At 40.2% G+C, this 20,335-nt stretch carries 19 protein-coding genes; 7 read left to right on the top strand and 12 right to left on the bottom strand.

The features are described from left to right. Positions 1-82 precede the first annotated feature (82 nt). Positions 83-1,468: a dipeptidase gene (locus B2906_RS14345; protein WP_144604716.1), complete on the bottom strand. Its 1,386-nt coding sequence runs from the start codon at positions 1,466-1,468 to the stop codon at positions 83-85. Between the two features lie 1,359 nt (positions 1,469-2,827). On the opposite strand from B2906_RS14345, the gene B2906_RS14340 reads away from it, so the two are divergent. After that, positions 2,828-3,808 (top strand): NADPH:quinone oxidoreductase family protein, encoded by a 981-nt coding sequence (locus B2906_RS14340; protein WP_219957488.1) that lies wholly within the window; start codon positions 2,828-2,830, stop codon positions 3,806-3,808. A 197-nt stretch (positions 3,809-4,005) separates the two neighbouring features. On the opposite strand, the gene B2906_RS14335 is transcribed toward B2906_RS14340, so the two are convergent. The 4 genes from B2906_RS14335 to B2906_RS14320 form a co-directional block, all read right to left on the bottom strand. Next, the gene (locus tag B2906_RS14335) at positions 4,006-4,425 is read right to left on the bottom strand and encodes an organic hydroperoxide resistance protein (protein WP_144603596.1); all 420 of its coding nucleotides are present in this window, start codon (positions 4,423-4,425) and stop codon (positions 4,006-4,008) included. 1 nt (position 4,426) lies between these two features. Next, entirely contained in the window at positions 4,427-4,855 is a 429-nt protein-coding gene (locus B2906_RS14330; protein WP_286940665.1) for a MarR family winged helix-turn-helix transcriptional regulator, read from the bottom strand. A gap of 100 nt (positions 4,856-4,955) precedes the next feature. Next, positions 4,956-6,137 carry a redoxin domain-containing protein gene (locus B2906_RS14325; RefSeq protein WP_255590430.1) on the bottom strand — a complete coding sequence of 394 codons (1,182 nt, stop codon included), beginning with the start codon at positions 6,135-6,137 and terminating at the stop codon, positions 4,956-4,958. Positions 6,138-6,174: 37 nt separating this feature from the next. Further along, the gene (locus B2906_RS14320; protein ID WP_219957490.1) at positions 6,175-7,473 is read right to left on the bottom strand and encodes a Gfo/Idh/MocA family protein; all 1,299 of its coding nucleotides are present in this window, start codon (positions 7,471-7,473) and stop codon (positions 6,175-6,177) included. Positions 7,474-8,054: 581 nt separating this feature from the next. Between B2906_RS14320 and B2906_RS14315 the strand changes: the two genes are divergently transcribed. Continuing rightward, positions 8,055-8,987 (top strand): hydrogen peroxide-inducible genes activator, encoded by a 933-nt coding sequence (locus B2906_RS14315; RefSeq protein WP_219957491.1) that lies wholly within the window; start codon positions 8,055-8,057, stop codon positions 8,985-8,987. Here B2906_RS14315 and B2906_RS14310 read toward each other — a convergent pair whose 3' ends face one another. The 4 genes from B2906_RS14310 to B2906_RS14295 form a co-directional block, all read right to left on the bottom strand. After that, positions 8,988-9,476, bottom strand: a complete 489-nt coding sequence (locus tag B2906_RS14310; RefSeq protein WP_219957492.1) for a copper resistance protein NlpE — start codon at positions 9,474-9,476, stop codon at positions 8,988-8,990. Between the two features lie 102 nt (positions 9,477-9,578). Continuing rightward, on the bottom strand, positions 9,579-10,184 hold the full coding sequence (locus B2906_RS14305; RefSeq protein WP_219957493.1) for a hypothetical protein: 606 nt from the start codon (positions 10,182-10,184) through the stop codon (positions 9,579-9,581). Positions 10,185-10,358: 174 nt separating this feature from the next. Then, positions 10,359-10,994 carry an energy transducer TonB gene (locus tag B2906_RS14300; protein WP_091651947.1) on the bottom strand — a complete coding sequence of 212 codons (636 nt, stop codon included), beginning with the start codon at positions 10,992-10,994 and terminating at the stop codon, positions 10,359-10,361. A 138-nt stretch (positions 10,995-11,132) separates the two neighbouring features. Next, positions 11,133-11,585, bottom strand: a complete 453-nt coding sequence (locus B2906_RS14295) for a DUF1569 domain-containing protein (protein ID WP_219957495.1) — start codon at positions 11,583-11,585, stop codon at positions 11,133-11,135. 250 nt (positions 11,586-11,835) lie between these two features. On the opposite strand from B2906_RS14295, the gene B2906_RS14290 reads away from it, so the two are divergent. From B2906_RS14290 to B2906_RS14280, 3 genes are read left to right on the top strand one after another with little or no spacing between them, the layout of a single operon-like run. Next, positions 11,836-12,411 carry a hypothetical protein gene (locus B2906_RS14290; RefSeq protein WP_144603617.1) on the top strand — a complete coding sequence of 192 codons (576 nt, stop codon included), beginning with the start codon at positions 11,836-11,838 and terminating at the stop codon, positions 12,409-12,411. Continuing rightward, positions 12,398-12,685: a winged helix-turn-helix domain-containing protein gene (locus B2906_RS14285; protein WP_219957496.1), complete on the top strand. Its 288-nt coding sequence runs from the start codon at positions 12,398-12,400 to the stop codon at positions 12,683-12,685. The genes B2906_RS14290 and B2906_RS14285 overlap by 14 nt, the downstream gene beginning before the upstream one ends. Positions 12,686-12,727: 42 nt before the next feature. Further along, complete coding sequence (locus tag B2906_RS14280; protein ID WP_286940657.1) at positions 12,728-13,249, top strand: hypothetical protein; 522 nt, start codon at positions 12,728-12,730, stop codon at positions 13,247-13,249. Between the two features lie 151 nt (positions 13,250-13,400). Here B2906_RS14280 and B2906_RS14275 read toward each other — a convergent pair whose 3' ends face one another. Both B2906_RS14275 and B2906_RS14270 read right to left on the bottom strand, forming a co-directional pair. Further along, positions 13,401-14,105, bottom strand: a complete 705-nt coding sequence (locus B2906_RS14275) for a DUF4328 domain-containing protein (protein ID WP_286940656.1) — start codon at positions 14,103-14,105, stop codon at positions 13,401-13,403. Between the two features lie 4 nt (positions 14,106-14,109). Continuing rightward, on the bottom strand, positions 14,110-15,987 hold the full coding sequence (locus B2906_RS14270) for a mucoidy inhibitor MuiA family protein (RefSeq protein WP_286940654.1): 1,878 nt from the start codon (positions 15,985-15,987) through the stop codon (positions 14,110-14,112). A gap of 119 nt (positions 15,988-16,106) precedes the next feature. Here B2906_RS14270 and B2906_RS14265 point away from each other — a divergent pair, with 119 nt between their 5' ends. Continuing rightward, positions 16,107-16,889, top strand: a complete 783-nt coding sequence (locus B2906_RS14265; protein ID WP_286940651.1) for an undecaprenyl-diphosphate phosphatase — start codon at positions 16,107-16,109, stop codon at positions 16,887-16,889. A 136-nt stretch (positions 16,890-17,025) separates the two neighbouring features. On the opposite strand, the gene B2906_RS14260 is transcribed toward B2906_RS14265, so the two are convergent. After that, positions 17,026-19,416, bottom strand: a complete 2,391-nt coding sequence (locus B2906_RS14260) for an alpha/beta hydrolase family protein (RefSeq protein WP_286940672.1) — start codon at positions 19,414-19,416, stop codon at positions 17,026-17,028. Positions 19,417-19,650: 234 nt separating this feature from the next. Here B2906_RS14260 and B2906_RS14255 point away from each other — a divergent pair, with 234 nt between their 5' ends. Next, complete coding sequence (locus B2906_RS14255; RefSeq protein ID WP_144603647.1) at positions 19,651-20,223, top strand: outer membrane beta-barrel protein; 573 nt, start codon at positions 19,651-19,653, stop codon at positions 20,221-20,223. The last annotated feature ends 112 nt before the right edge of the window (positions 20,224-20,335 follow it).

Genomic DNA, 20,335 nt, shown 5'->3' with positions numbered 1-20,335 from the left:
GAATACAGGCAGGCGCTCAGGCTGACATTAGAGCTATTTATGAGACAGCCTCATTTGGCACGTCTTCAAATTTGAGTAAAACCTATTCACTCAACTTCTTAAAATGCCTGAAGAAAGCGGCGATAGTTTCTATCCCAATGAAGTAATTTTGAACCCCATAGTGTTCATTTGGAGAATGAAGGGCATCTGTATCCAAACCAAAACCAAATAAAATTGGATCCGAACCTAATTCCTTTTGGAAAAGCGCAACAATTGGAATGGATCCTCCTTCACGGGTTGGAATTGGGCGTTTGCCGAAGGTTTCCTCCATAGCTGCCTCCGCGGCTTTATAACCCACAGAAGAATCTGATACAACAGCCGGAGAACCTCCGTGATGGCTTTTCACTTTAACTTTCACACCTGCTGGAGCGATGGATTTGAAATGCTTTTCAAAAAGCTGTGCGATTTCCTGCCAGTTTTGATCAGGAACCAAACGCATGGAAATTTTTGCATAAGCCTTTGAAGGAAGCACTGTTTTAGCTCCTTCACCGGTATATCCACCCCAAATTCCGTTCACATCCAAAGTAGGTCTGATGCCTACCCGCTCAATGGTGGTATATCCTTTTTCTCCAAAAACAGTAGCCACGTCCAGTTTCTCCTCATACTCTTTCAGGTCAAAAGGAGCTTCATTCAATCTACCTCTTTGTTCAGCGGTCAATTCCTGCACTTTGTCATAAAAACCAGGAATAGTGATGTGCTCATTCTCATCTTTGAGCGAGGCAATCATTTTACACAGTACATTGATTGGGTTTGCCACGGCTCCACCATAAGTTCCAGAGTGAAGATCACGATTGGGGCCCGTCACCTCAACCTCCATGTAGGCTAATCCTCTCAAGCCCACAGTAATCGATGGATCTTGCATGCTGATCATATGGGTATCAGAAATCAAAATCACATCGGATTTCAATTTCTCTTTATTTTCTATGACAAAAGCATCTAAGTTGTCAGAGCCTACCTCTTCTTCCCCTTCTATCATAAATTTGACATTGCAGGGTAAATCTCCTGCTGCCATCATGGCTTCGAAAGCCTTTACATGCATGTAAAATTGCCCTTTGTCATCGGCAGAACCTCTGGCAAAAATGGCTCCCTCCGGGTGATTTTTAGTTTTCTTGATGACAGGATCGAAAGGAGGAGAATCCCATAATTCATAAGGATCGGCCGGCTGCACATCGTAATGGCCATAAACCAAAACAGTTGGAAGGGATGGATCTATGATTTTTTCACCGTAAACGATAGGGTATCCAGGCGTTGGGCAAATTTCAGCCATATCAGCTCCTGCCTTTTCCAGACTTTCTTTCACAAATTCCGCTGCGCGAAATACTTCGTCTTTGAATTTTGGATCAGCACTGACAGAAGGAATCTTCAATAAGTCAATCAATTCATTGAGAAATCGCTCTTTGTTTGCTTGGATAAAATCGTTTACTGCCATGGGTTTTGATTCTGTTTTTTGTTAAAGGCTTAAAATTATCGCTTTCAGGAGGAAATGCCTATTAAGTTTGCGGTTTTGTTGGGGAAAAAATGGAGTCGTCACTGCGAGCGGAGCTTGCGGAGCGTGGCAGTCTCAAAATTTCTCGCAGCGGCGCAAAGGTATATTCTCCCGCAAAGGATGAAAGAGGCAAAGTACGCAGGAAGCTATGTTTTCTATGTTCCCTATGCGGTTTAAAAAAATGCTCGCTGCGGTGCAGTGGCGCAAAGATTTATTTCCCGCAAAGGATACAAGAGGCCAAGGATATAAGAAGCTATGTTTACTATCGATTTTATTTTGTGGAAAAATACAACAGGATTCAAGTAGTTAATTGTTAATAGTTATTGAGTTCTCGTTTAGGGAAAAGCTCAATTTTGTCCAATGCTATGTGGGCTACTGTGCCTATGTGGTTTAAAAAATGCATCAAACGAATTGCTTTTTAGTATGCCGCGAAGAATAGAAGAAGCAAAGATTAATGCGTCACTGCGAGCAGAGCGTGGCAGTCTCAAATTCTTTCGCCAAGTATGATCAATAGCAAAAAGTTTTTTGAACTATGTTTTCTATATTCCCTATGCGGTTTAAAAAAATGCTCGCAGCGGCGCAGTGGCGGAAATTTTTATCTCCCGCAAAGGATACAAGAGGCGAAGAATCTATTAAGAGATGCTTTCTATCATTTCTCTGTGGTTTTAAAAAATAGCTTGCAGCGGCCCAGGGTGAGAGTTATGGGTTATTGAGTTATTAGTAACTAAGATTTTGTTCCTAGTCCAAACAGAGGATATTTTTCCAAACTAAAAGACATAAACCTTGCGATCTTCTTTGCGGCCTCCGCGTCTCTGCGGTAAATAAGATTCTCGCGGAGCCGCAGCGACGCAAAGTTTTATCTCCCGCAAAGGATGGAAGAAGCCAAGGATATAGGAAGCTATGTTTACTATCGATTTTATTTTGTGGAAAAATACAACAGGATTCAAATAGTTAATTGTTAATAGTTATTGAGTTCTCGTTTAGGGAAAAGCTCAATTTTGTCCAATGCTATGTGGGCTACTGTGCCTATGTGGTTTTAAAAAATAGCTTGCAGCGGCCCAAGGGAAGAGTTATGTGTTACTGAGTTATTAGTTACTAAGATTTTGCCCCTATTCCAAACAGAAGATATTTTTCTAAACTAAAAGACATAAACCATGCGGTCTTCTTTGCGGCCTTAGCGCCTTTGCGGTGAAATTCAATAACCTCTCAAATAAATTTCACTAGTTAGAAATTAACAAAAACCGGCCCTCTCCATGGTAAAGAGCTTCAAAATTGATTACTTAGTAGAAAGCAAGAGATCTTATGAAAGCGATTATTTGTCAAGAACACGGAATGCCGGAATCCCTGATCTTTGGGGATTTGCCAGATCCCAAAGCAGCTGCCAAGCAAATAGTAATTCAGGTGGAGGCATGTGGGGTAAATTTTCCTGATGTACTGATCATTCAAAATAAATATCAATTCAAACCAGAATTACCTTTCTCTCCAGGAGGAGAAGTGGCAGGAAAAGTTATTGAGGTTGGAGAGGGAGTTAAGCAATTTAAGCTTGGGGATTCTGTTTTAGCATTATGTGGATGGGGAGGTTTTGCTGAAAAGGTTGCAGTGGATATTGACCGTGTTTTTCCTCTACCTCTTGGTTTACCTTCCGAAATTGCTGCCACAACCTTATATACCTATGGCACCTCATTTCATGCCTTAAAAGATCGGGCACAACTCAAGGAAGGAGAAACCTTATTGGTGCTAGGAGCGGCAGGTGGAGTAGGGCTTGCAGCGGTTGAATTAGGGAAGTTACTCGGAGCCAATGTCATTGCGGCAGCATCTTCCCAAGAAAAGTTGGATTTATGCAAAAAGAAAGGTGCTTCGGAAACGATCAATTATGAAAAGGAGGAGCTTAAGAATAGAATCAAAGAGTTGACCGGTGGAAAAGGCGTTGACGTAGTGTATGACCCTGTTGGAGGAAATTTTACCGAAGCAGCTTTACGGGGTATGGCCTGGAAAGGAAGGTATTTGATCGTGGGTTTCGCAAACGGAGAAATTCCTCAAATCCCAATGAATCTACCCCTATTGAAAGGATGCTCTATCATGGGAGTGTTTTGGGGGCAGTTCTCCAAACTGGAATCTGAAAAAAGTTTTCAGAATATCGGACAGTTAATGCAGTGGATTCAAGAAGGAAAAATTCAACAGCATATCGGCCGGAAATATTCATTGGAAGAAGCACCAGAAGCCTTGCAGGCTATATTAGATAGAAAAATGCTCGGGAAAGGAGTGGTTGTTATCAGAAATTAGAGTCGAGAGGCGAGAAGTTAGATACGAGATGTTAGGTTGAGCTCCTGCCTTCCTTAAGCCGGGAGTCGAATGTCAGGCTGGGCGCCTGCCTGACGAGAGGCAGGGAGTCGATGCCTTTTTGCCAAATTTCATCAGCACTAGGTTTCGACACCCCCAATTAAAAACAAGAACCTTGTTTTATAGCCTAATTCTTACACTTAAACCGCCTTCACATTGACCTCAATATTCCCGCGAGTGGCTTTGGAATAAGGGCAACCTTCATGCGCTGCTTCAACCAATTTTTGTGCATGCTCCAAGGATTCTGCATGAGGGATTTTCACCTCAATATCTACTGCCAAACCAAAGCTATTTGGCCCATAATTCCCTAAATGTACTTTGGCCTTGATTTCTGAATCTCTTAAACTTGTTTTCCCGGCAACTGCACCCAAGGCACCACCGAAGCAAGATGCATAAGCAGCAGCGAATAATTGCTCAGGATTGGTTTTCTCTCCATCTCCACCAATTTCCTTGGGCATGGATACATCTAGGTCTATTTTGCCATCCTCGGTTCGAACATGTCCTTTTCTTCCTCCTGTGTTGATTGCTACTGCAGTGTAATCGATATTCAGTTTTTCCATATTATTTTTTGGCTGTTTTTAACTCACTAAACAAGTCTTGTAGCTGCTTGTTCAATTTTGAGATATCCAAACTGTCAATTTGCTCGAATTCAGCTTCTAAATTTTGAATAATGGTTTCCACCTTGCTTTGAAGACTTTTCCCTGGATAGGTCAATTCTACTTTAATCTTTCTTTCATCGGCTTCGCTTCGAATTCTCTTGACATAATTCTGAGATTCCAGTTTTTTGATCAAGGGAGTTAAAGTCCCGGAGTCCAATTCCAATTTTTCACCTATTTGATTGACATACTGACCATCTTCTTCCCAAAGCACAGAAAGAGTTAAATATTGTGGATAAGTCAATTCCAGTTCTTTAAGCCTCAATTGGAAAGCCTGAATTAAAAGTCTGGAGTTCGTATAAAGCAGGAGGGAAAGGTCTTTAAGATCTGACATAGCTAATTTTGTATTTGACTCAATTTAATTGGAAAAATGCTTTAAATAAAGTCTAATCATAAAAAAACCATCCTAACTGGATGGTTTTCAATTTTCTAGTCTAATAATACCGTCCTATCATCGGATGATCCACTATTTTTTGTTTCAAGAGTAAGTCATTAATAGGGCCATGTTTTTTGTAATAAATATTTCCTCTTGGTTCTATCAATAATGTGACGGGTAAACTCCCATCCCATTCTTTTCCGACTATATCGATCACCTCATATTTATCCTTTGTATCCATGATATAATTAGGCAAAGCAGAGGCTTTTCCTTTGAGGAATTTCAAAGCTTTGGCTTCTTGATCCGGACTATCCATGGAGATGGAGACAAACTGGAAATCTCGCTCCCCATACATTCTTTGCATGGTGATGAATTCAGGATACTCCATGATACAAGGCCCGCACCAGGTGGCCCAGAAATTTACCAGCATCAGTTCATCCGTTTTATTTTGAAGTAAATCCGCCAATCCCGATGTGGATAACTTTTCCAACGTCACAGGTTTTTCTTCCCATTCCTTGTTCATTTTGATAGTGTATTCATTTTTCCATGCCCATTTCATGGAGCAACCGAATGCCGGGGTTTGAGCCTGATCCGTTGGTAATGCCTCGCCTTTCAAAGTAAAGTCTATTGCCTGAGGTAGATCCTCTGCATTGGCAGTTCCGGGCTTTTCAGAACGATCGATCCTTCCGGAATAAGTCAACTTCCTGTTTTTGTCGAAAACAAAAACATGTGGGGTTGCAGTTGGGCCATAGGCTGTGGAAAACTCATGCGTATCCCCATCATAGAGGTAAGGGAAATTGAAATTTTTCATTTCAGCACGGATGCCCATTTCTTCAAATGAATCACTCAAATCTGTGTAACCCAATTCTTCAGGAAGAATGGCAATGGGGCTATTGGAGGATATTGCTACAAAAGCTACAGACTCATTTTTGTATTTATCCACAGTTTGAATAAACCTGTCTTCGTAGGCCTGCGCTGTCGGGCAGTGATTACAGGTGAAATTGACCACCAAAACATCAGAATCCCCAAAATCCTCCAGACTATAGTATTTTCCATCTACAGCAGGAAGAGTAAATGGAGGAGCTGAGTCGCCTATTTGTAATTGATTGATGGGCTGCTCTTCCACCAATTGGGGGTTAGCAACAAATGTGGATAAGTCTTCTTTTAACTCATCTTGAATCAATACTGATTCTTTCTTTTGAGAGCAGGAAAAACTGATTCCAACGAGAGTTATCCACACAAGAAATGTCTGATTTATCTTCATAGTAAATACTTGCTTAGGTTAAGGTGATATTATTTTGATAGGTATAGTGCAAATGGGTATTGGCTTCATAATCCTTCCCAAAATTTTGATTGATTGGATCCCAATCCAGAGGTCTTCCCAACTTCTTAGCGATATTTCCAATAGTGCACACCGTACAAGTGCTATGACCGATTTCTACCGGAACAATAGGGTCTTTTCTCCTTCTGATGGATTCAATAAAATCCACATGATGTTGGTTGAATGAAAAATTATCTGAACTCTTATCCAAGCCTAATTCAGGGATTGAAGTATCATAATTTCCTCTTGAGACCTTAATCCAGCCTTTTTCTCCCATAAACTTCACTCCCTGTCTTCCCTCATCAAATGGAGTTATCAACATTTCTATTCCGTCTGCATATTGATAGGTGAGAGGCTTCCCTTCAGTAGCCGGGATAACTTTCACAGGTCCGTTTCTGTCCATTCCTAATCCCCATTGAGCTACATCAATCATATGCGCTCCCCAATCAGTCATCAGTCCACCGCCGGTTTCTTCAAACCATCTCCATGCTGCCCAGAGTTTTTCATTCTCCTCCGGATTTAAGGAAATGGGTGGATTTAAATTCGGATGATACGGTATTTCTGGAATCGGGCCCAGCCATTTTTCCCAATTTAATCCGCTTGGAATCGCTTCAGGAGTTAAATCAAAAGGCTTGGGATGAGGATTATCTCCTACATGGACTAGGACTTGTTTAATTTTTCCCAATCTTCCCTTTTGCACATGATGAGCTGCGGTTTGAAAGTTCACTGCAGAGCGCTGCATACTTCCAACTGCCAAAACGATTGCATTTTCCCTTACTGCTTTGACCAATTCCTGACCTTCAAATACGGTAAATGTTAAAGGCTTTTCGAGGTAGATATCTTTCTTCGCTTTGCATGCATCTATTGCAATTTTTGCATGCCAATGATCTGGGGTGGCAATGACTACTGCATCAATATTCGGATTGGCTAAGAGTTCCTGGTAGTCCTCGTATAAATTGAAGGGTAGAGCAGTCCTTTTTTGATCAGCATATACTTTTTGAACGCGCTGTTCAAATCTCCTTCTTTTGATCTCGTAAACATCTGCAGCTGCTAAGACATCAACTCCTTCAATGCTCATCATTCTATTGAGCAAGCCCATGGCCTGTCGTCCTACACCAATAAAACCCAATCGAATGGTTTGTGGGTTTGGCTTAATAGTTTGAGCAAATCCGAATTGAGGAGCAAGGCTGAGTCCTGCTCCGGTAAGTAGACTGGTACCGAGAAATTTTCTTCTGGAAAAAGATTGTTTTGACATGATGATAGGTTATTGGGTTTGAATGCATTATTGTTTATTAAAATCTGATTAGCCGCAATCATGCCTGTTGCCTTATTTTATTTGCTTGACCGATTGGAAGACCGATGACCGAAGACCCAGCCACGGCAGGCAGGCGAAGGTTCCGTGATTCTGATCCTTTTATCAGACAATAAGCCGTATTTTGTTGTTACTGGTAAGAAAGCGGATATCCATATATTAAAATACTGTAATTCCTGAGGAAAGCGAAACACTGTTTGATAGGAATGCTATTGTAGGGATGAATTGATGAAATCGAGCATGAAGTAGCCGTTACGCACAGAGATGACTATCAAAAACGCGAGATTCTCCCGAATCAAGTTCGGGTCAAGCTATGTGACCTTTGAAAATCAATTATAGACACATGAAATGCCCATGAGGAAAAATCTCACACAAGGGGATGCCCCGATAAATCGGGGTAGGGCATTCCATCTGACCTCTAAAAATCAAAATATAAACAGATGAAAAATAAGTGATAGATGATTTTTTGAGTTGGCTGAACTCTTGAGCCTTTTTCTATATTAGTAAAGAAAGTATTTTTGACTATGACCATTCAACAACTCGAATACCTAATAGCTGTGGATAAACACAGGCATTTTGGCCAGGCAGCTGAGTCTTGTTTTGTAACGCAGCCAACTTTGAGTGCTCAACTTTCCAAATTGGAAAACGAGCTTGGAGTTATACTTTTTGATAGAAGTAAAATGCCTGTTATTCCTACTGAGATTGGAGTGCAGATTATCGCTCAGGCGAAAAAGGTGGTATCTGAAAGTAGAGGCGTTTTGGAGTTGGTGGCTCAGCTGAAGGGTGATATTTCTGGTACTATCAAATTGGGAATTATTCCAACCCTAGCACCTTATCTTTTGTACCGATTTGTGAGGAGTTTTCTGGAGAAGTATCCCAATGTCAAGTTGGATGTTCAGGAAATGGTTACCGAAGAGGTGGTTAAAAGACTGAAAAACCATGAACTGGACATGGGTATTATTGTGACACCACTCGGGGAGTCCGGGATTGTGGAAAAACCCATGTTTTATGAAAAGTTCTATGCTTACCTATCCAAAAATCACCCTCTATTAGCACAAAAAGAAATAAAGGCCAACCAAATTAAATCAGAGGAGCTCTGGATTATGCAGCAGGGGCATTGTTTCAGGGATCAGGTGATTAATTTTTGTGATCAGAGCACTAGCGGGCATCAAAATTTCCATTATGAGAGTGGATCCTTGGAAGGCTTAAAAAATATGGTCAATCGCTATCAGGGAATGACTCTGCTTCCGGAGTTGGCTACGTTTGAATTATCTGATGAGGAAAAGTCAAGATTAAGACCATTTGAGGGACTCCCGCCGACTAGGGAAGTGAGTATTATTCTAAATAGAAGTTTTTTGAAACAAAAACTGGTGGAACTGCTGTACAATGAAATAACAGAGGCCATTCCACAAGAGATGACCTCAAAGGCCCATGGCAAGATCGTCCGTTTTAAGTAATTATTCTTTCTTCAGAATATACCTTTGAGCAAGATCGCCCTTGATGACATTTCCCTCATTGTCCAAATGCCAAATTTTGCCTTCTCCTACCTTGTATCTTCTTGAAGCTTCCCCTAATCCTGCAAGTGTGATTTCGCTTCCTTTTTCATCCCAAACAAATGGGCCTGTGTAAGACTCTTCCAATGCATCATTTTTCCCCAAATAGGACGCTTTGTATTCATAAGTCCCATTGGCAGAAAGTGTGATTTTGGTTTCTATTCCTTCGCAGTCTGCACAGGGTAAAATACCCCTGTAGGTTCCTTCCCAATCTAAAGAGTTTTGAGAGTTATCTCCTGATTCAATAGGTATTTCTATTGCATCTGGAAAATCTCCCATAGCTACTTGCCCCGTTTCATCTTCTGATTCAGAATCAGAGAACTCCTTTTTTTCTTGTTTTCCACAGGAAATTAGACTCAAAAAAATGAGTGGTAGGACTAGTTTTTTATACATAGTTTCATCGTTGAAAGTGATTGGGTAATATGAAAATTTCTACAAATTTTCTATATAAGCACCCGATGCTATTCCCTTGAATGGCTTTTTAATTGCTAAAATTTATTCCGCTGAGAGGGATTTGCTCCTGCTTCCATACCCAACAACCAGTATAGTTGTCAATTGCTTGCTTTCAAGTAGCTCAGCTTGTTTTTTGTCCAAGTCAGCAAGAATAGAGTTACCCATATTTTCATAGAATGCTGCTCTTTCTTTATAATAATTTACGAAATAAGGGTTTTCGGCAATTTTTCTGTTCAGCCTTTCAAGAACACGGGCTGCAGACTCTGATCTTTCTGGGATATAAAAGCCGGTTTTTTCCGTTCCCGCTAATTTAAATTGAACCGTCAGTAAATATTCCTGCCCAAAGTATTCAGGACCTACCAAAGCAGGGCCACCTTGAGCAATTAATTTGTCAAAGGTTCTTGTTACCTCCTCTTCAAGCATTTTGTTTCCTGCTACTAGCATTGGGCTTTGTTTCAATTTTCCACTTTCATCAAATTGAATAACAAATGTTACTGGCCCCTCAATGCGCTCCGACCTCAGTTCACTACCATATTGGAGATTTTTGGACATGAATTTATTAAACTCATGGGTTCCTTCTGAATTTTGTGCCATGCTCCCTAATGAAAAATTCAAGAGAAAAATGGATAAAATAAGTAGCTTTTTCATGTTAATTGAATTTGGTTGCGTATGAATTTAATAATCTAACGCAGCAAAACCTATTAAGTTAGTGCCTGTATTAAAAAATTATAGGGAAATTAAGGTTTTTAGCTTTTTGCCAAATATTATTTTGATTCTTTCCATCACTCTCTGATTATTAGTGTCTTGAAAAGAGCTTAACTCCTAAAAAGTCTTACCAGAAATCTGTCGCGTGCTCGTAACTCCAAAAACCTTAAAAGACAGGGAAGAAATAATACTGCTTTCCAGATTTTGAGCTTTTAAAAGATCTGCCGTTGCCTCTTGTTCTTGTCCCAATTGCCGGTGTATTTGCGAACGAAACCTTAAAAATTCCTGGTCGAATGGATAGTCCTGAACCAATCTATTGACAATTTTAAATGCCTTCTCAGGTTTATTTTTTTGCACGTAGCGGATTGCACGATTTTTATTTGATTCCTTTTCCTCGCTCAACATTTCAAAACTAAAAACAAGGAGATATTCCTGATTCAGATCTTTGTCATCTACAATGATCGGATTCCAATTTTTTTGAGCTGCCTCAAATCCTTTCAGAACTTCCTTATTGAAAAAAGCTTTGTCTTCCTGATCAAGTCGGTAACTATCAATTGCACCTGTAGAATCAAATTTCAAGGCCAAACTCACATAACCCCCTGTTTTACTTCTTAATGCTTCTCTTGGAAATCGCATTGATTGATAGAAGCCTCTCTCCCAAGCTCTTTCTGCTTCCAATTTTAGAAGAGCGTTATCCTGTCCAAATGCCGAGGTCAAAGAGAAAAAAAGAAGAATTCCTAAAAGCTGTTTCATTCCCAGAGATTTTACCGATCCTCGATAATAAGAAGTTCAACTAAAAATAAAAAATGTGTGAGGCTAATAATTCTCTGAGGTCAAATGATTGGCCTAACGATCTCAGAAGAGAATGGGTCTATGATGGCTTTATGGTTTTTATACACCGAACTGAGTAAGGTGATGATCCAAATGTTTGTAAAACAAGTTATTCCACTCTTGAGCAGTCATAGGCCCAAAAGAAGGTGATTCTTTCCCTTCAAAATGATCTTCGCCGAATTTTTGAGTTTTCCGTAAATAAGTAATCAATTGATTCTTTTCTCTTTCAAAATCTCTCCTATCTGAAATAATGAAAACAGGTGCTGTTCGGGCATTTTTAGGATATGGTTTTTCATTGACCACTCCTTTTTTTACAAAAGTTTTGAGCAAAAAACGCATCAAAGCATTGGGTTTCGGATGCTTATCTGTGAAGGCCATTTCATATGCTACTGCACAATGTGCCAGCATTTGATCCACTTTCATTTTACCCCAATTTGGTTGCGTATCGGGATTTAATCGGTTGATTCGGTCGATTAGCTCTTCGGTAACTTCCGCTTTGAAAATGTTTTTCATGTGTTTATAACTTGTTTTTTATAGATCAGATGGAATGCCCTACCCCGATTTATCGGGGCATCCTCCTCCCTATCCGCCGCGGCGGACGGGACAAGTTGTGTGAGATTTTTCCTCACGGGCATTTCATGTGCTGTTAGGGTCTGAATTTTAAGCAAGTAAATCAATTATTTTCTCTCTAAAAAAATAATTATAGAATGGTTTATAAAATAAACCTATTTATATTTGTCTCGAAGATCAATTATCTGACACTATGGAAAAACAACTTTCAGGTTCTGAATCGCTTCGGATCATAACGGAGATGATTTCAAATGCAAAAAGAGAAACAGCCGGGGACGGTGGGTTTCAAATGCTCTTATGGGGCTGGGTGATAGCCTTGTGTAATTTTGGCCATTATATACTATTTAATCTTGGCTATGAATATCCTTATATCGTATGGTTGTTAGTGGTGCCTGCTGCCTTTATCAGTTTCTGGAAGGGTATGCAACTATCAAGAAAAGCAAGGGTTAAATCTCATATTTCTGATGTGATCAACCAGCTTTGGATTACGGTATTCGTGGGGATTATCATCATCCTGGCTTTTATGCCTATTATTTCCTTCAATCAAAACCCTATCATTTTGATTTTGGCGGGTATTGGAATGTTTGTAACAGGAGCTTTGATTAAAGCTAAAATCGTCAAAGGCGGTGGATTATTACTCCTAGTAGCGGCAGTAATCAGTTTTATGTTGCCGGTTTCAGAACAGTATTTACTGTCCGGTTTTGCAATCCTTTTGGGTTATCTTGCACCCGGATATTACCTCAAAAAACAGTATCGTGAGCGAGTTTAAGCCATTAGATCCTCTTTTACATTCACAGTTGCGGCTTGCCGTCATGTCCCTTCTTTTGAGCGTTGAAGAAGCGGAATTTACCTTTATCAAGGAAAAGACAGAATCCACTGCGGGAAATCTTTCTGTACAGTTGGATAAGTTGGAAAAGGCAGGCTATCTGGCGATCGAAAAATCATTTCGTGGCAAAAGACCTTTGACTACCTGCAAGATTACTCAGAAAGGTGTGAAGGCCTTTGAGGCGTATGTGGAAAATCTTAAAAATTATATCAGCTAAAAAAATTTCTTTATTCAGTTTATAATATAAACCAATTTACAAATGAAAAATCTAACTCAAATTCTCAGCTTGATTTTACTTAGTCTAGGCATCTCAACTTATGCAACTGGACAGCAATATGAATTAAATCCTGAAATACAGGAAAGGATGAAGCAGCTTTCCTTTTTGGAAGGAAAATGGGAGGGGTCTGGGTGGATGATCTCACAGGATCAAAATCGATATACCTTTGAACAAACAGAGGAAGTAAAATTCCAACTTAGTGGGACACATCTTCAGATAGAAGGAAAAGGAGTTTCGGATGGGGAAGTGATTCACCATGCTCTTGCCATGATCAGCCCAAAAACGGAAGAAAATAAATTCGAATTTTCCTCCTACCTACAGAGTGGCCAAAAAGGAACTTTCAAGGCTGAAATGAAAGAAGGGAAATTTTATTGGTTTCCAAATGAGCAAGTCAGATACATTATTACCCTCAATGAAAAAGGGCAGTGGTTTGAAATCGGTGAATATAATATGGGAGACCGTTGGATTCAGTTTTTTGAGATGACCTTAGATAAGGTTGAGTAAAAAGATATGAGGCTGTCTCATAAATAGCTCTAGTGTCAGCCTGAGCGCCTGCCTGACGTCAGACAGGGAGTCGAAGGCCATTTATATCGTTGTGGCCTACATTTCGACTTCGCTCAATGTGACATATTGCACTTTTGAGACAGCCTCTTTTTTAAATAGTAAGCATTTCATTTTCAGGAGAAGAACTTGTATGGTTTACAATCTCTAATTCCTTTTCAGCTATTTCCATTAATTTCTCCCTTTGAGCATAATAATTAATCAATCTCCAAGTGAAAAAGTAGGCAAGGATATCTACCCCAAAGCTTACAATCAGTAGCTCAGTCATATGGATTAACTTATCTATATCTTCAGCCTGCATTTTCCACAAAATTCTTCCCAAAATCATAGCAAGCAAGAAAAATGTCCACCACGGGGCAAGAATTTTATTGGCTTGAGTAGGAACAATCACCCCTGTCTTTTTTAAGTAGTTGCCGCTTTCCTCTATCATTTCTTTCATGATTACATAAGGCCTAAAGAGGTTTAAAATTGGAACAAACCAAGCGCCGGCAGCCCAACCTTCAGACAATTGGAGGTAATTGAACTTTTGGTGGAGATTGAAATAGGCTCTTCTATACCACATGATAAATAGGATCATAAAAGCGATATATAGTCCAATTAAAGTAATCCCAAATAATTGATCAAAGTGATCAATCAACTCTGCATCCATTTGATAAAAATCCTCTCCTCTTTTAATTTTAAACAGGAAGTTTAATTTGAAAACATTAAAGCCTATTCCAATTACGGAAAAGAAAATATATAGTAGCGACACCCTTTTCGCCCAATCTGCACGACTAGCGTTTGATCTAAATTTTTTCATAAAATCAATCTAAAATCACTTTTTCATTTTTAGGATACTTCACCTCATATTGAAATCCTAGTTTTTGTTGAGATCCAGGAGGAACTGTGATTTGCCAGGTAATGATTCCAGTATCGCTGTCTAATTTTCCGCCGGATAGTTCAATGGCAGAAACAGATATGTTGGAGTTCACCGAAACAGGAATTTGATCCTTCACTTCTATACTGATAGCTTGGGACTTATTATTTCTAAGGGTAATTTCATAACCCCTGGACTCGGTCACATTGGAACCAATGGTTCTTTTCTTGGTAAAGCTCTCCACTTTCTCCCTCTGCACAACAATGCTTCTATCCCTTCCCATCGATATAGCCAATGTATCTTCCAGAGCTCCGGCATTTAGGATAGATCTGCCGACAAAGCCATCTTCAAAATATAAATTGCTTTCACCTTCTAAGAAGCTATACTGACTCCAATCTGCCAGCTGAGCAATCAAGAACACATCCTTATCCAGCTTTGGAATGACCTTATACTGATAAGTTGCCGGGATATCATAATTTTTCAAATCAACTAAAGTCCGCTCTCCATTGGTTTTGATGGTGTAGGGTTCGTTTACGGTAATTTCTACAGTAGTTTGATTTTCTTGGAAGGTGGTTTGGAGAGGAGAAGCCGAAAGAGTAGAATTTCCTCTTATTTTTATTGAATTCCCAGTCATTTCTTTCTTTTGACTTGCTTGATACCCAGCAACTACTACTTCCTCCAAAGCCATCATTTCCTCTATTAAGGATACATTAATGGTAGATTTGTTTGTAATAGGAACTTCCTGAGATTGAAAGCCTACAAATGAAAACAATAAACTTCCAGCTCTTGGAGGAATAGTCAAACTGTAACGCCCATCCAAATCTGTTGATGTGCCTACAGTGCTGCCTTTGACCAATACACTCACTCCCGGAATAGGTTGTCCGTCGCTAGCACTCACCACTACCCCGCTGATTGTTCCATTAAAAGGCTGTGTATTTCTGGGTTGAAATACGGTTAATCGGGCATAATTCAAGTCCCAGCGATCGATCTGTGGCGCCACACCCCTCTGATTGGGATTCCCGTTGGAGAAACGCAATTTTACTTGATTCCAATCCACCCCGGTATTTTGATATACCTCCGCTTTGTAATTGATGGCCATTGGCGAATTCACATTTTTGACACGCACATCGTATTTCGGATACCATCCTGCATTGGCAACCAAATAATTGAACTCCAACTGCGCATTACCTGCAGATGGGGCCTTGACACGAACCCGGATTTCGCTTTTGGATTCTTGCTTACTTTCCTGAATGGAGCGAATTTGATTTTCTAACTGCCTAATCTGTACTCTTTTCTCAGCTCTTTTTTGATCCAAATTCATTTGTTCCGTTTTGATTTTCATCAATTCGGTATCATAGAGCTCTAGTGCTTGTCTGAATTCGGCAGCTGTTGGCCCTCCCTGATTTCCACGTAGATTTTTATTGGCGTCCAGCAGACTGATTTTTTCCTTCAAAACCTCCAGTCGGAGCGCATCCTGCTGCATGGAGATATCCAATTTGTTGATTTCTGCCTGTAATTTTTGAACAGTCTCACTTTGGTCTTTCTCTGACAAAAAATCCATTCGCTTATTTACCGCTTGAATGGTCAAGTTGCCAAAAGCTTTGACTTGAATGCTTTTTTCTTCCAAATAGGGGGAGAGCCCTTTGATAATAATAATGGATTCCCCTGCGGGAATGCTGGTCTGAGCCTTTTCAAAAACCTGAGCCCCATTTAAGAAAAGCGTCACCTCCTGGATTTGAGACTCGATTTTTTTCTCGGGAAAACCTTGGGAAAAGGAATGAAAGATCAGAGAGAAATAAAGAAGGGTGAAAAATGAATACTTCATAGCTTTTTAAATTTTATGAAAAGAAATAAAAAAATCGTTCTCCCCAAAAGATCAATTGATAAAAATTCTGGTGACTGAAGCAGGGTTTCTTATTTTTGCCCAAATTTTAATTTTAAAGAATGACTTTATTTCAATCCATTATTATCGCAATAGTCGAAGGCCTTACTGAATTTTTACCTGTTTCCTCCACTGGTCATATGATTTTAGCCTCTTCAGCCATGGGAATTCATGACGATGAGTTTGTGAAGACTTTCGAAGTTTTCATACAGCTAGGGGCAATTTTGGCCATTGCCTTAATGTATATCAAGCGTTTTTTTCGATCGCTGACGATTTATTACAAATTGCTGGCTGCATTTATTCCTACCGCGATTGTGGGTCTTTTGGCTTATGATTTTATCAAAGGCTACCTTTTCAATCCTGTGGTAGTTTCTGTTTCCCTGATCTTGGGAGGGATTATTTTGATTTTCATTGATAAAAAAGTAGTGAGCCAAAAAGCCACTCATGTAGACGTGGAGGATATTTCTTACAAAAACGCCTTTTTTATTGGGCTTTTCCAGTGTCTTTCCATGGTACCCGGAACTTCCAGGGCTGCTGCCACGATCATTGGTGGAGTTTTCAATGGCTTGGATAAAAAGCAGGCAACGGAATTTTCCTTTTTACTAGCTGTGCCAACCATGATGGCTGCGGGAGGCTATGATTTGATCAAATCGGAATTGGTATTTACCCAAGCCCAAATTGTAATGTTGGCTGTGGGATCAGGAGTAGCATTTATTGCTGCATGGATTGCGGTGAAGTTGTTTTTGAAATACGTTTCCAGCCATGGTTTCACTGCCTTCGGATGGTACAGAATTGCCTTGGGTGTACTTTTCCTCATCTTTATGTGGGGTACGGATTTAGGGTGATTGGCAAGGAAAGGATATCGTCTCTATATCTTTAACCATTTTTGAAAATTTGAATTTTACACGGATTTTTGTATTGAAGAAAACCTTCCCCAGAAGTGGCTGAGGAGGGTTTTTACTAATTGGAAGTTGAGCCAACTTATCTCGAAGAATCAATCTTATTCTTGTTTTTCACATATTTTTCCAACCAGGTATTCATTTCATAAAGCGTATGCAAGATGGATTCCTTTGCTGCATAGCCATGGCTTTCATGAGGTAAGAAAACCAACCTGGCAGTAGCACCATGACCTTTCAAAGCATTGTAGTAGCGCTCAGACTGAATCGGAAATGTTCCGGAATTGTTGTCAGCCTCTCCATGAATCAATAGAATCGGAGTTTTTACTTTATGTGCAAATGAGAAGGGAGACATATTGAAATATACCTCCGGTGCTTGCCAGTAAGTACGTTGCTCATACTGGAATCCAAAAGGAGTAAGTGTACGATTATAAGCACCACTTCTGGCAATACCTGCTGCGAATAGATCTGTATGAGATAGCAAATTGGCTGTCATGAAAGCACCGTAGGAATGTCCTCCGACACCGATTCTATTTCGGTCTCCGATTCCCAGTTCCACGATATGATCTATTGCTGCTTCTGCATTGGCTACCAACTGCTCTATGAAGTAATCATTAGGTTCTTTATCTCCTTCACCTACGATAGGCATCTCCGTCTGATCCATGATGGCATATCCCTGAGTCACCCAGTAGATTGGAGAGCCCCAGCTAAGTCTAGTAAATCTGTATTTGGATCCTCTTACTTGAGAAGCAATTTCAGCAGATTTATACTCTCTCGGATAAGCCCACATCAAGACTGGTAATGGAGCATCTTTTCCAGGGGTAAATCCTTCTGGAGTATAAATGACAGCTGAAAGATCAAGTCCGTCCTTTCTCTTGTATTTCACCAATTGCTTGTTGATTCCTTTGATGGATTCGAAAGGATGCTCAAAATTGGTGACCTGTAGTGGAGCAATTCGCTTTTTGGTGTTTACTAACCAATAGTTGGGCTGGATGTCAGTACTTTCTTTGACAGTAATAAATTCAGAACCCTCTTCATCCAAAAGTTTCACCACTCTTTCATAGTAAGGTGCCTGTGATCTCCAGAGGATATTTTGCTCTTTAGTTTTAGCATTGAAAGTGGATAAGAAAGGCATACTTCCTTCCGGGCTTCCGCCTTCTGAAGTCATGAAAAGCAAATCACCTTTTCTTAATAATACATTTCTACCGTACTGGTTTTCGGTGTACATAGGATCTCCCGGATCATTGTAGATGTCATCATAAGAGCGGTCAATGATGGTTCTTTTCGCCTGAGAAGGGTTTGAGGGATTGATCACCGATCTGATTTCTCTCCTGGCGCCAAACCATCTTTCATTCAAAATCGCAAAATCATCTGTTGACCAAGCTATACCTCCAAATCGAAGGGAAGTAGTGGCTAACTTTTGTTTTTGACCTGAAAAAGGAGCCGCTAGTGTATAGACTATTTCACGCTCCTCCATTTTTACTTTGCCATCTCCTCCGTCTTGAGCTTCTACCCAATACAAAATTGCAGGTTTATCCGCTCTCCAATTGATGCTTCTTGGACCAGTAACAGTTGCATCAAATCCGGTAGGTCTTTCTTCATCCAGAGGAATTTCAGCTAGGGTTTTTACTTTTTTTCCTTCCTTGGACCAGATTTCTACATCATAAGGGAACCTGGAAGCAGGAACTAAATAAGAAAATGGCTTTCTAATGACATCAACCAAGATGTAAGATCCATCCGGAGAAAGGTCAAATGATTTAATCATTCCGCTGGCTCCTACTGCTTTTTTGCTGCCGTCCAATCCGACCAACATCATCTGCGAATCCATGAAGTAGGCAAACAAAGCCTCATCATAAGGGTTGCTCAACAAATCTTGGTAGGTTCGGGATGGTGCGGCATTTCCGGTTGTTTCCTGTACAACTGGTCCGGCAGGAGCAGCAGGTGCTTTGGGGATGGATCCTCTACCAGGATTCACTGCTTTGATCAAAATCTGATTATCAGGTGTCCATGTCATTACGTTCCCATAGACATCATTCAGAATGGCATCTGTTAATTTCTTTGCTTCGAAATTACTCATGTCTACCACCCAAAGGCTAATTCCGTTTGCCTCCGTATTAGTGAATGCAAGATATTTTTCATCTCTGGAAAGGGCCAATCCTCCTATAGAGGCTTTTTCAGGAAGTCCCTTGATCTGGATTTCCTCACCGCTTCGGGTCATTTTTATTTTGATATTTTCCACTCCTCGGCTTCGGCTTGGTCCTGAAGTAGCAGGATTGATTCGCATTCCAGCGATTCGTAGTTCCGGCTGAGCCAATTCTTCTATGCTAGGATTATCAGCTCGCTCCAAAAGCATCATCCAATCTCCATTCTTTGAGAATGAAACCGAAGGAGTACTGGGTGCATTGACCAAGTCCGCGATTGCCTGTGGAGGTGTTTGATAGGTAGTTTGGGAAAAAGCAGGGAAATTCAATCCCATGTATATTCCCAAAACCAACAGGGGTAGTTTTCTTTTAAGGTTCATATTCTTGCAACTTGTTTTTTTGAAGTTACACCTAGAGGATATAGGATCTATCAAATTCTCAACCAAAGGTAAATTTGGTGTTTTAAGTGATCCATATGGAGATAATTGTACATAAGAAGCAATTTCCCGCATTCCTAATTGAGTTTGGTCTAATTATCTTTGAAACACTTACTTAACTCATTCCTGACTATGAAAAAATCCCTATTTACCCTATGTCTTATTCTAATTTCCGGTTGCTTGTTTGCCCAAAAAATTAAAATCAGTGGAGGACTTAATTATTCTGATGTCAGTTCCTCTGAGGATGTACTGCGTGGAAATGCCGGTTGGCAAGCTGGCTTGGGAGTAGAATTTGGAGAAGGAAAAATGTATGTGGAACCTGGTCTTTTCTACGCTGTAAAAAAACTGGATCTTTCAGGTTCATCTTCACCCAATCTGGATGCTACATTCCCGGATTTGAAAGGCTTGAGAATTCCCGTTAATTTGGGGATTTATCTTGCTGGAAATTCAGAATCTAAACTTGCTTGGAGAGCATTTGGAGGACCTTCTGTGTTTTTTCTCTCCGAAAAAAATGAAGCGTATGCAGAAGACATTCAATCCACTAATTGGGGAGTTTTTGCGGGCACAGGGCTCAACCTTTCGATTGTCTTTATAGACTTAACTTATGAATGGTCCGTGAATGATATCTCTACCCAATTTGCCACCATAGATTTTGGAAGAACCAACGGGTTTTTCGCACAGGCTGGTTTGAGGATTGAGCTTTAAAAGCTAGCCGATAGAAGCCATATCAAAAAAATACCTTAATAAAATAGCATGACTATTCTATTTCCTGCCAGTAGGAAGAAAACATGAATTAGTATCAGCCCAAAGGATCGGC

Source organism: Algoriphagus sp. UBA3586 (assembly GCF_002376385.1).
GTDB classification, from domain to species: domain Bacteria; phylum Bacteroidota; class Bacteroidia; order Cytophagales; family Cyclobacteriaceae; genus Algoriphagus; species Algoriphagus ornithinivorans.
This window is presented reverse-complemented; position numbering and strand designations above follow the sequence as displayed.

Bases quoted from the DNA above. Each gene is read 5' to 3' on its own strand.
- B2906_RS14305 (WP_219957493.1), bottom strand. From the start codon at position 10,184: ATGAAAAAGCTACTTATTTTATCCATTTTTCTCTTGAATTTTTCATTA.
- B2906_RS14290 (WP_144603617.1), top strand. From the start codon at position 11,836: ATGGAAAAACAACTTTCAGGTTCTGAATCGCTTCGGATCATAACGGAG.
- B2906_RS14340 (WP_219957488.1), top strand. From the start codon at position 2,828: ATGAAAGCGATTATTTGTCAAGAACACGGAATGCCGGAATCCCTGATC.
- B2906_RS14265 (WP_286940651.1), top strand. From the start codon at position 16,107: ATGACTTTATTTCAATCCATTATTATCGCAATAGTCGAAGGCCTTACT.
- B2906_RS14300 (WP_091651947.1), bottom strand. From the start codon at position 10,994: ATGAAACAGCTTTTAGGAATTCTTCTTTTTTTCTCTTTGACCTCGGCA.
- B2906_RS14255 (WP_144603647.1), top strand. From the start codon at position 19,651: ATGAAAAAATCCCTATTTACCCTATGTCTTATTCTAATTTCCGGTTGC.
- B2906_RS14335 (WP_144603596.1), bottom strand. From the start codon at position 4,425: ATGGAAAAACTGAATATCGATTACACTGCAGTAGCAATCAACACAGGA.
- B2906_RS14310 (WP_219957492.1), bottom strand. From the start codon at position 9,476: ATGTATAAAAAACTAGTCCTACCACTCATTTTTTTGAGTCTAATTTCC.
- B2906_RS14270 (WP_286940654.1), bottom strand. From the start codon at position 15,987: ATGAAGTATTCATTTTTCACCCTTCTTTATTTCTCTCTGATCTTTCAT.
- B2906_RS14315 (WP_219957491.1), top strand. From the start codon at position 8,055: ATGACCATTCAACAACTCGAATACCTAATAGCTGTGGATAAACACAGG.
- B2906_RS14330 (WP_286940665.1), bottom strand. From the start codon at position 4,855: ATGTCAGATCTTAAAGACCTTTCCCTCCTGCTTTATACGAACTCCAGA.
- B2906_RS14280 (WP_286940657.1), top strand. From the start codon at position 12,728: ATGAAAAATCTAACTCAAATTCTCAGCTTGATTTTACTTAGTCTAGGC.
- B2906_RS14275 (WP_286940656.1), bottom strand. From the start codon at position 14,105: ATGAAAAAATTTAGATCAAACGCTAGTCGTGCAGATTGGGCGAAAAGG.
- B2906_RS14320 (WP_219957490.1), bottom strand. From the start codon at position 7,473: ATGTCAAAACAATCTTTTTCCAGAAGAAAATTTCTCGGTACCAGTCTA.
- B2906_RS14345 (WP_144604716.1), bottom strand. From the start codon at position 1,468: ATGGCAGTAAACGATTTTATCCAAGCAAACAAAGAGCGATTTCTCAAT.
- B2906_RS14260 (WP_286940672.1), bottom strand. From the start codon at position 19,416: ATGGGATTGAATTTCCCTGCTTTTTCCCAAACTACCTATCAAACACCT.
- B2906_RS14295 (WP_219957495.1), bottom strand. From the start codon at position 11,585: ATGAAAAACATTTTCAAAGCGGAAGTTACCGAAGAGCTAATCGACCGA.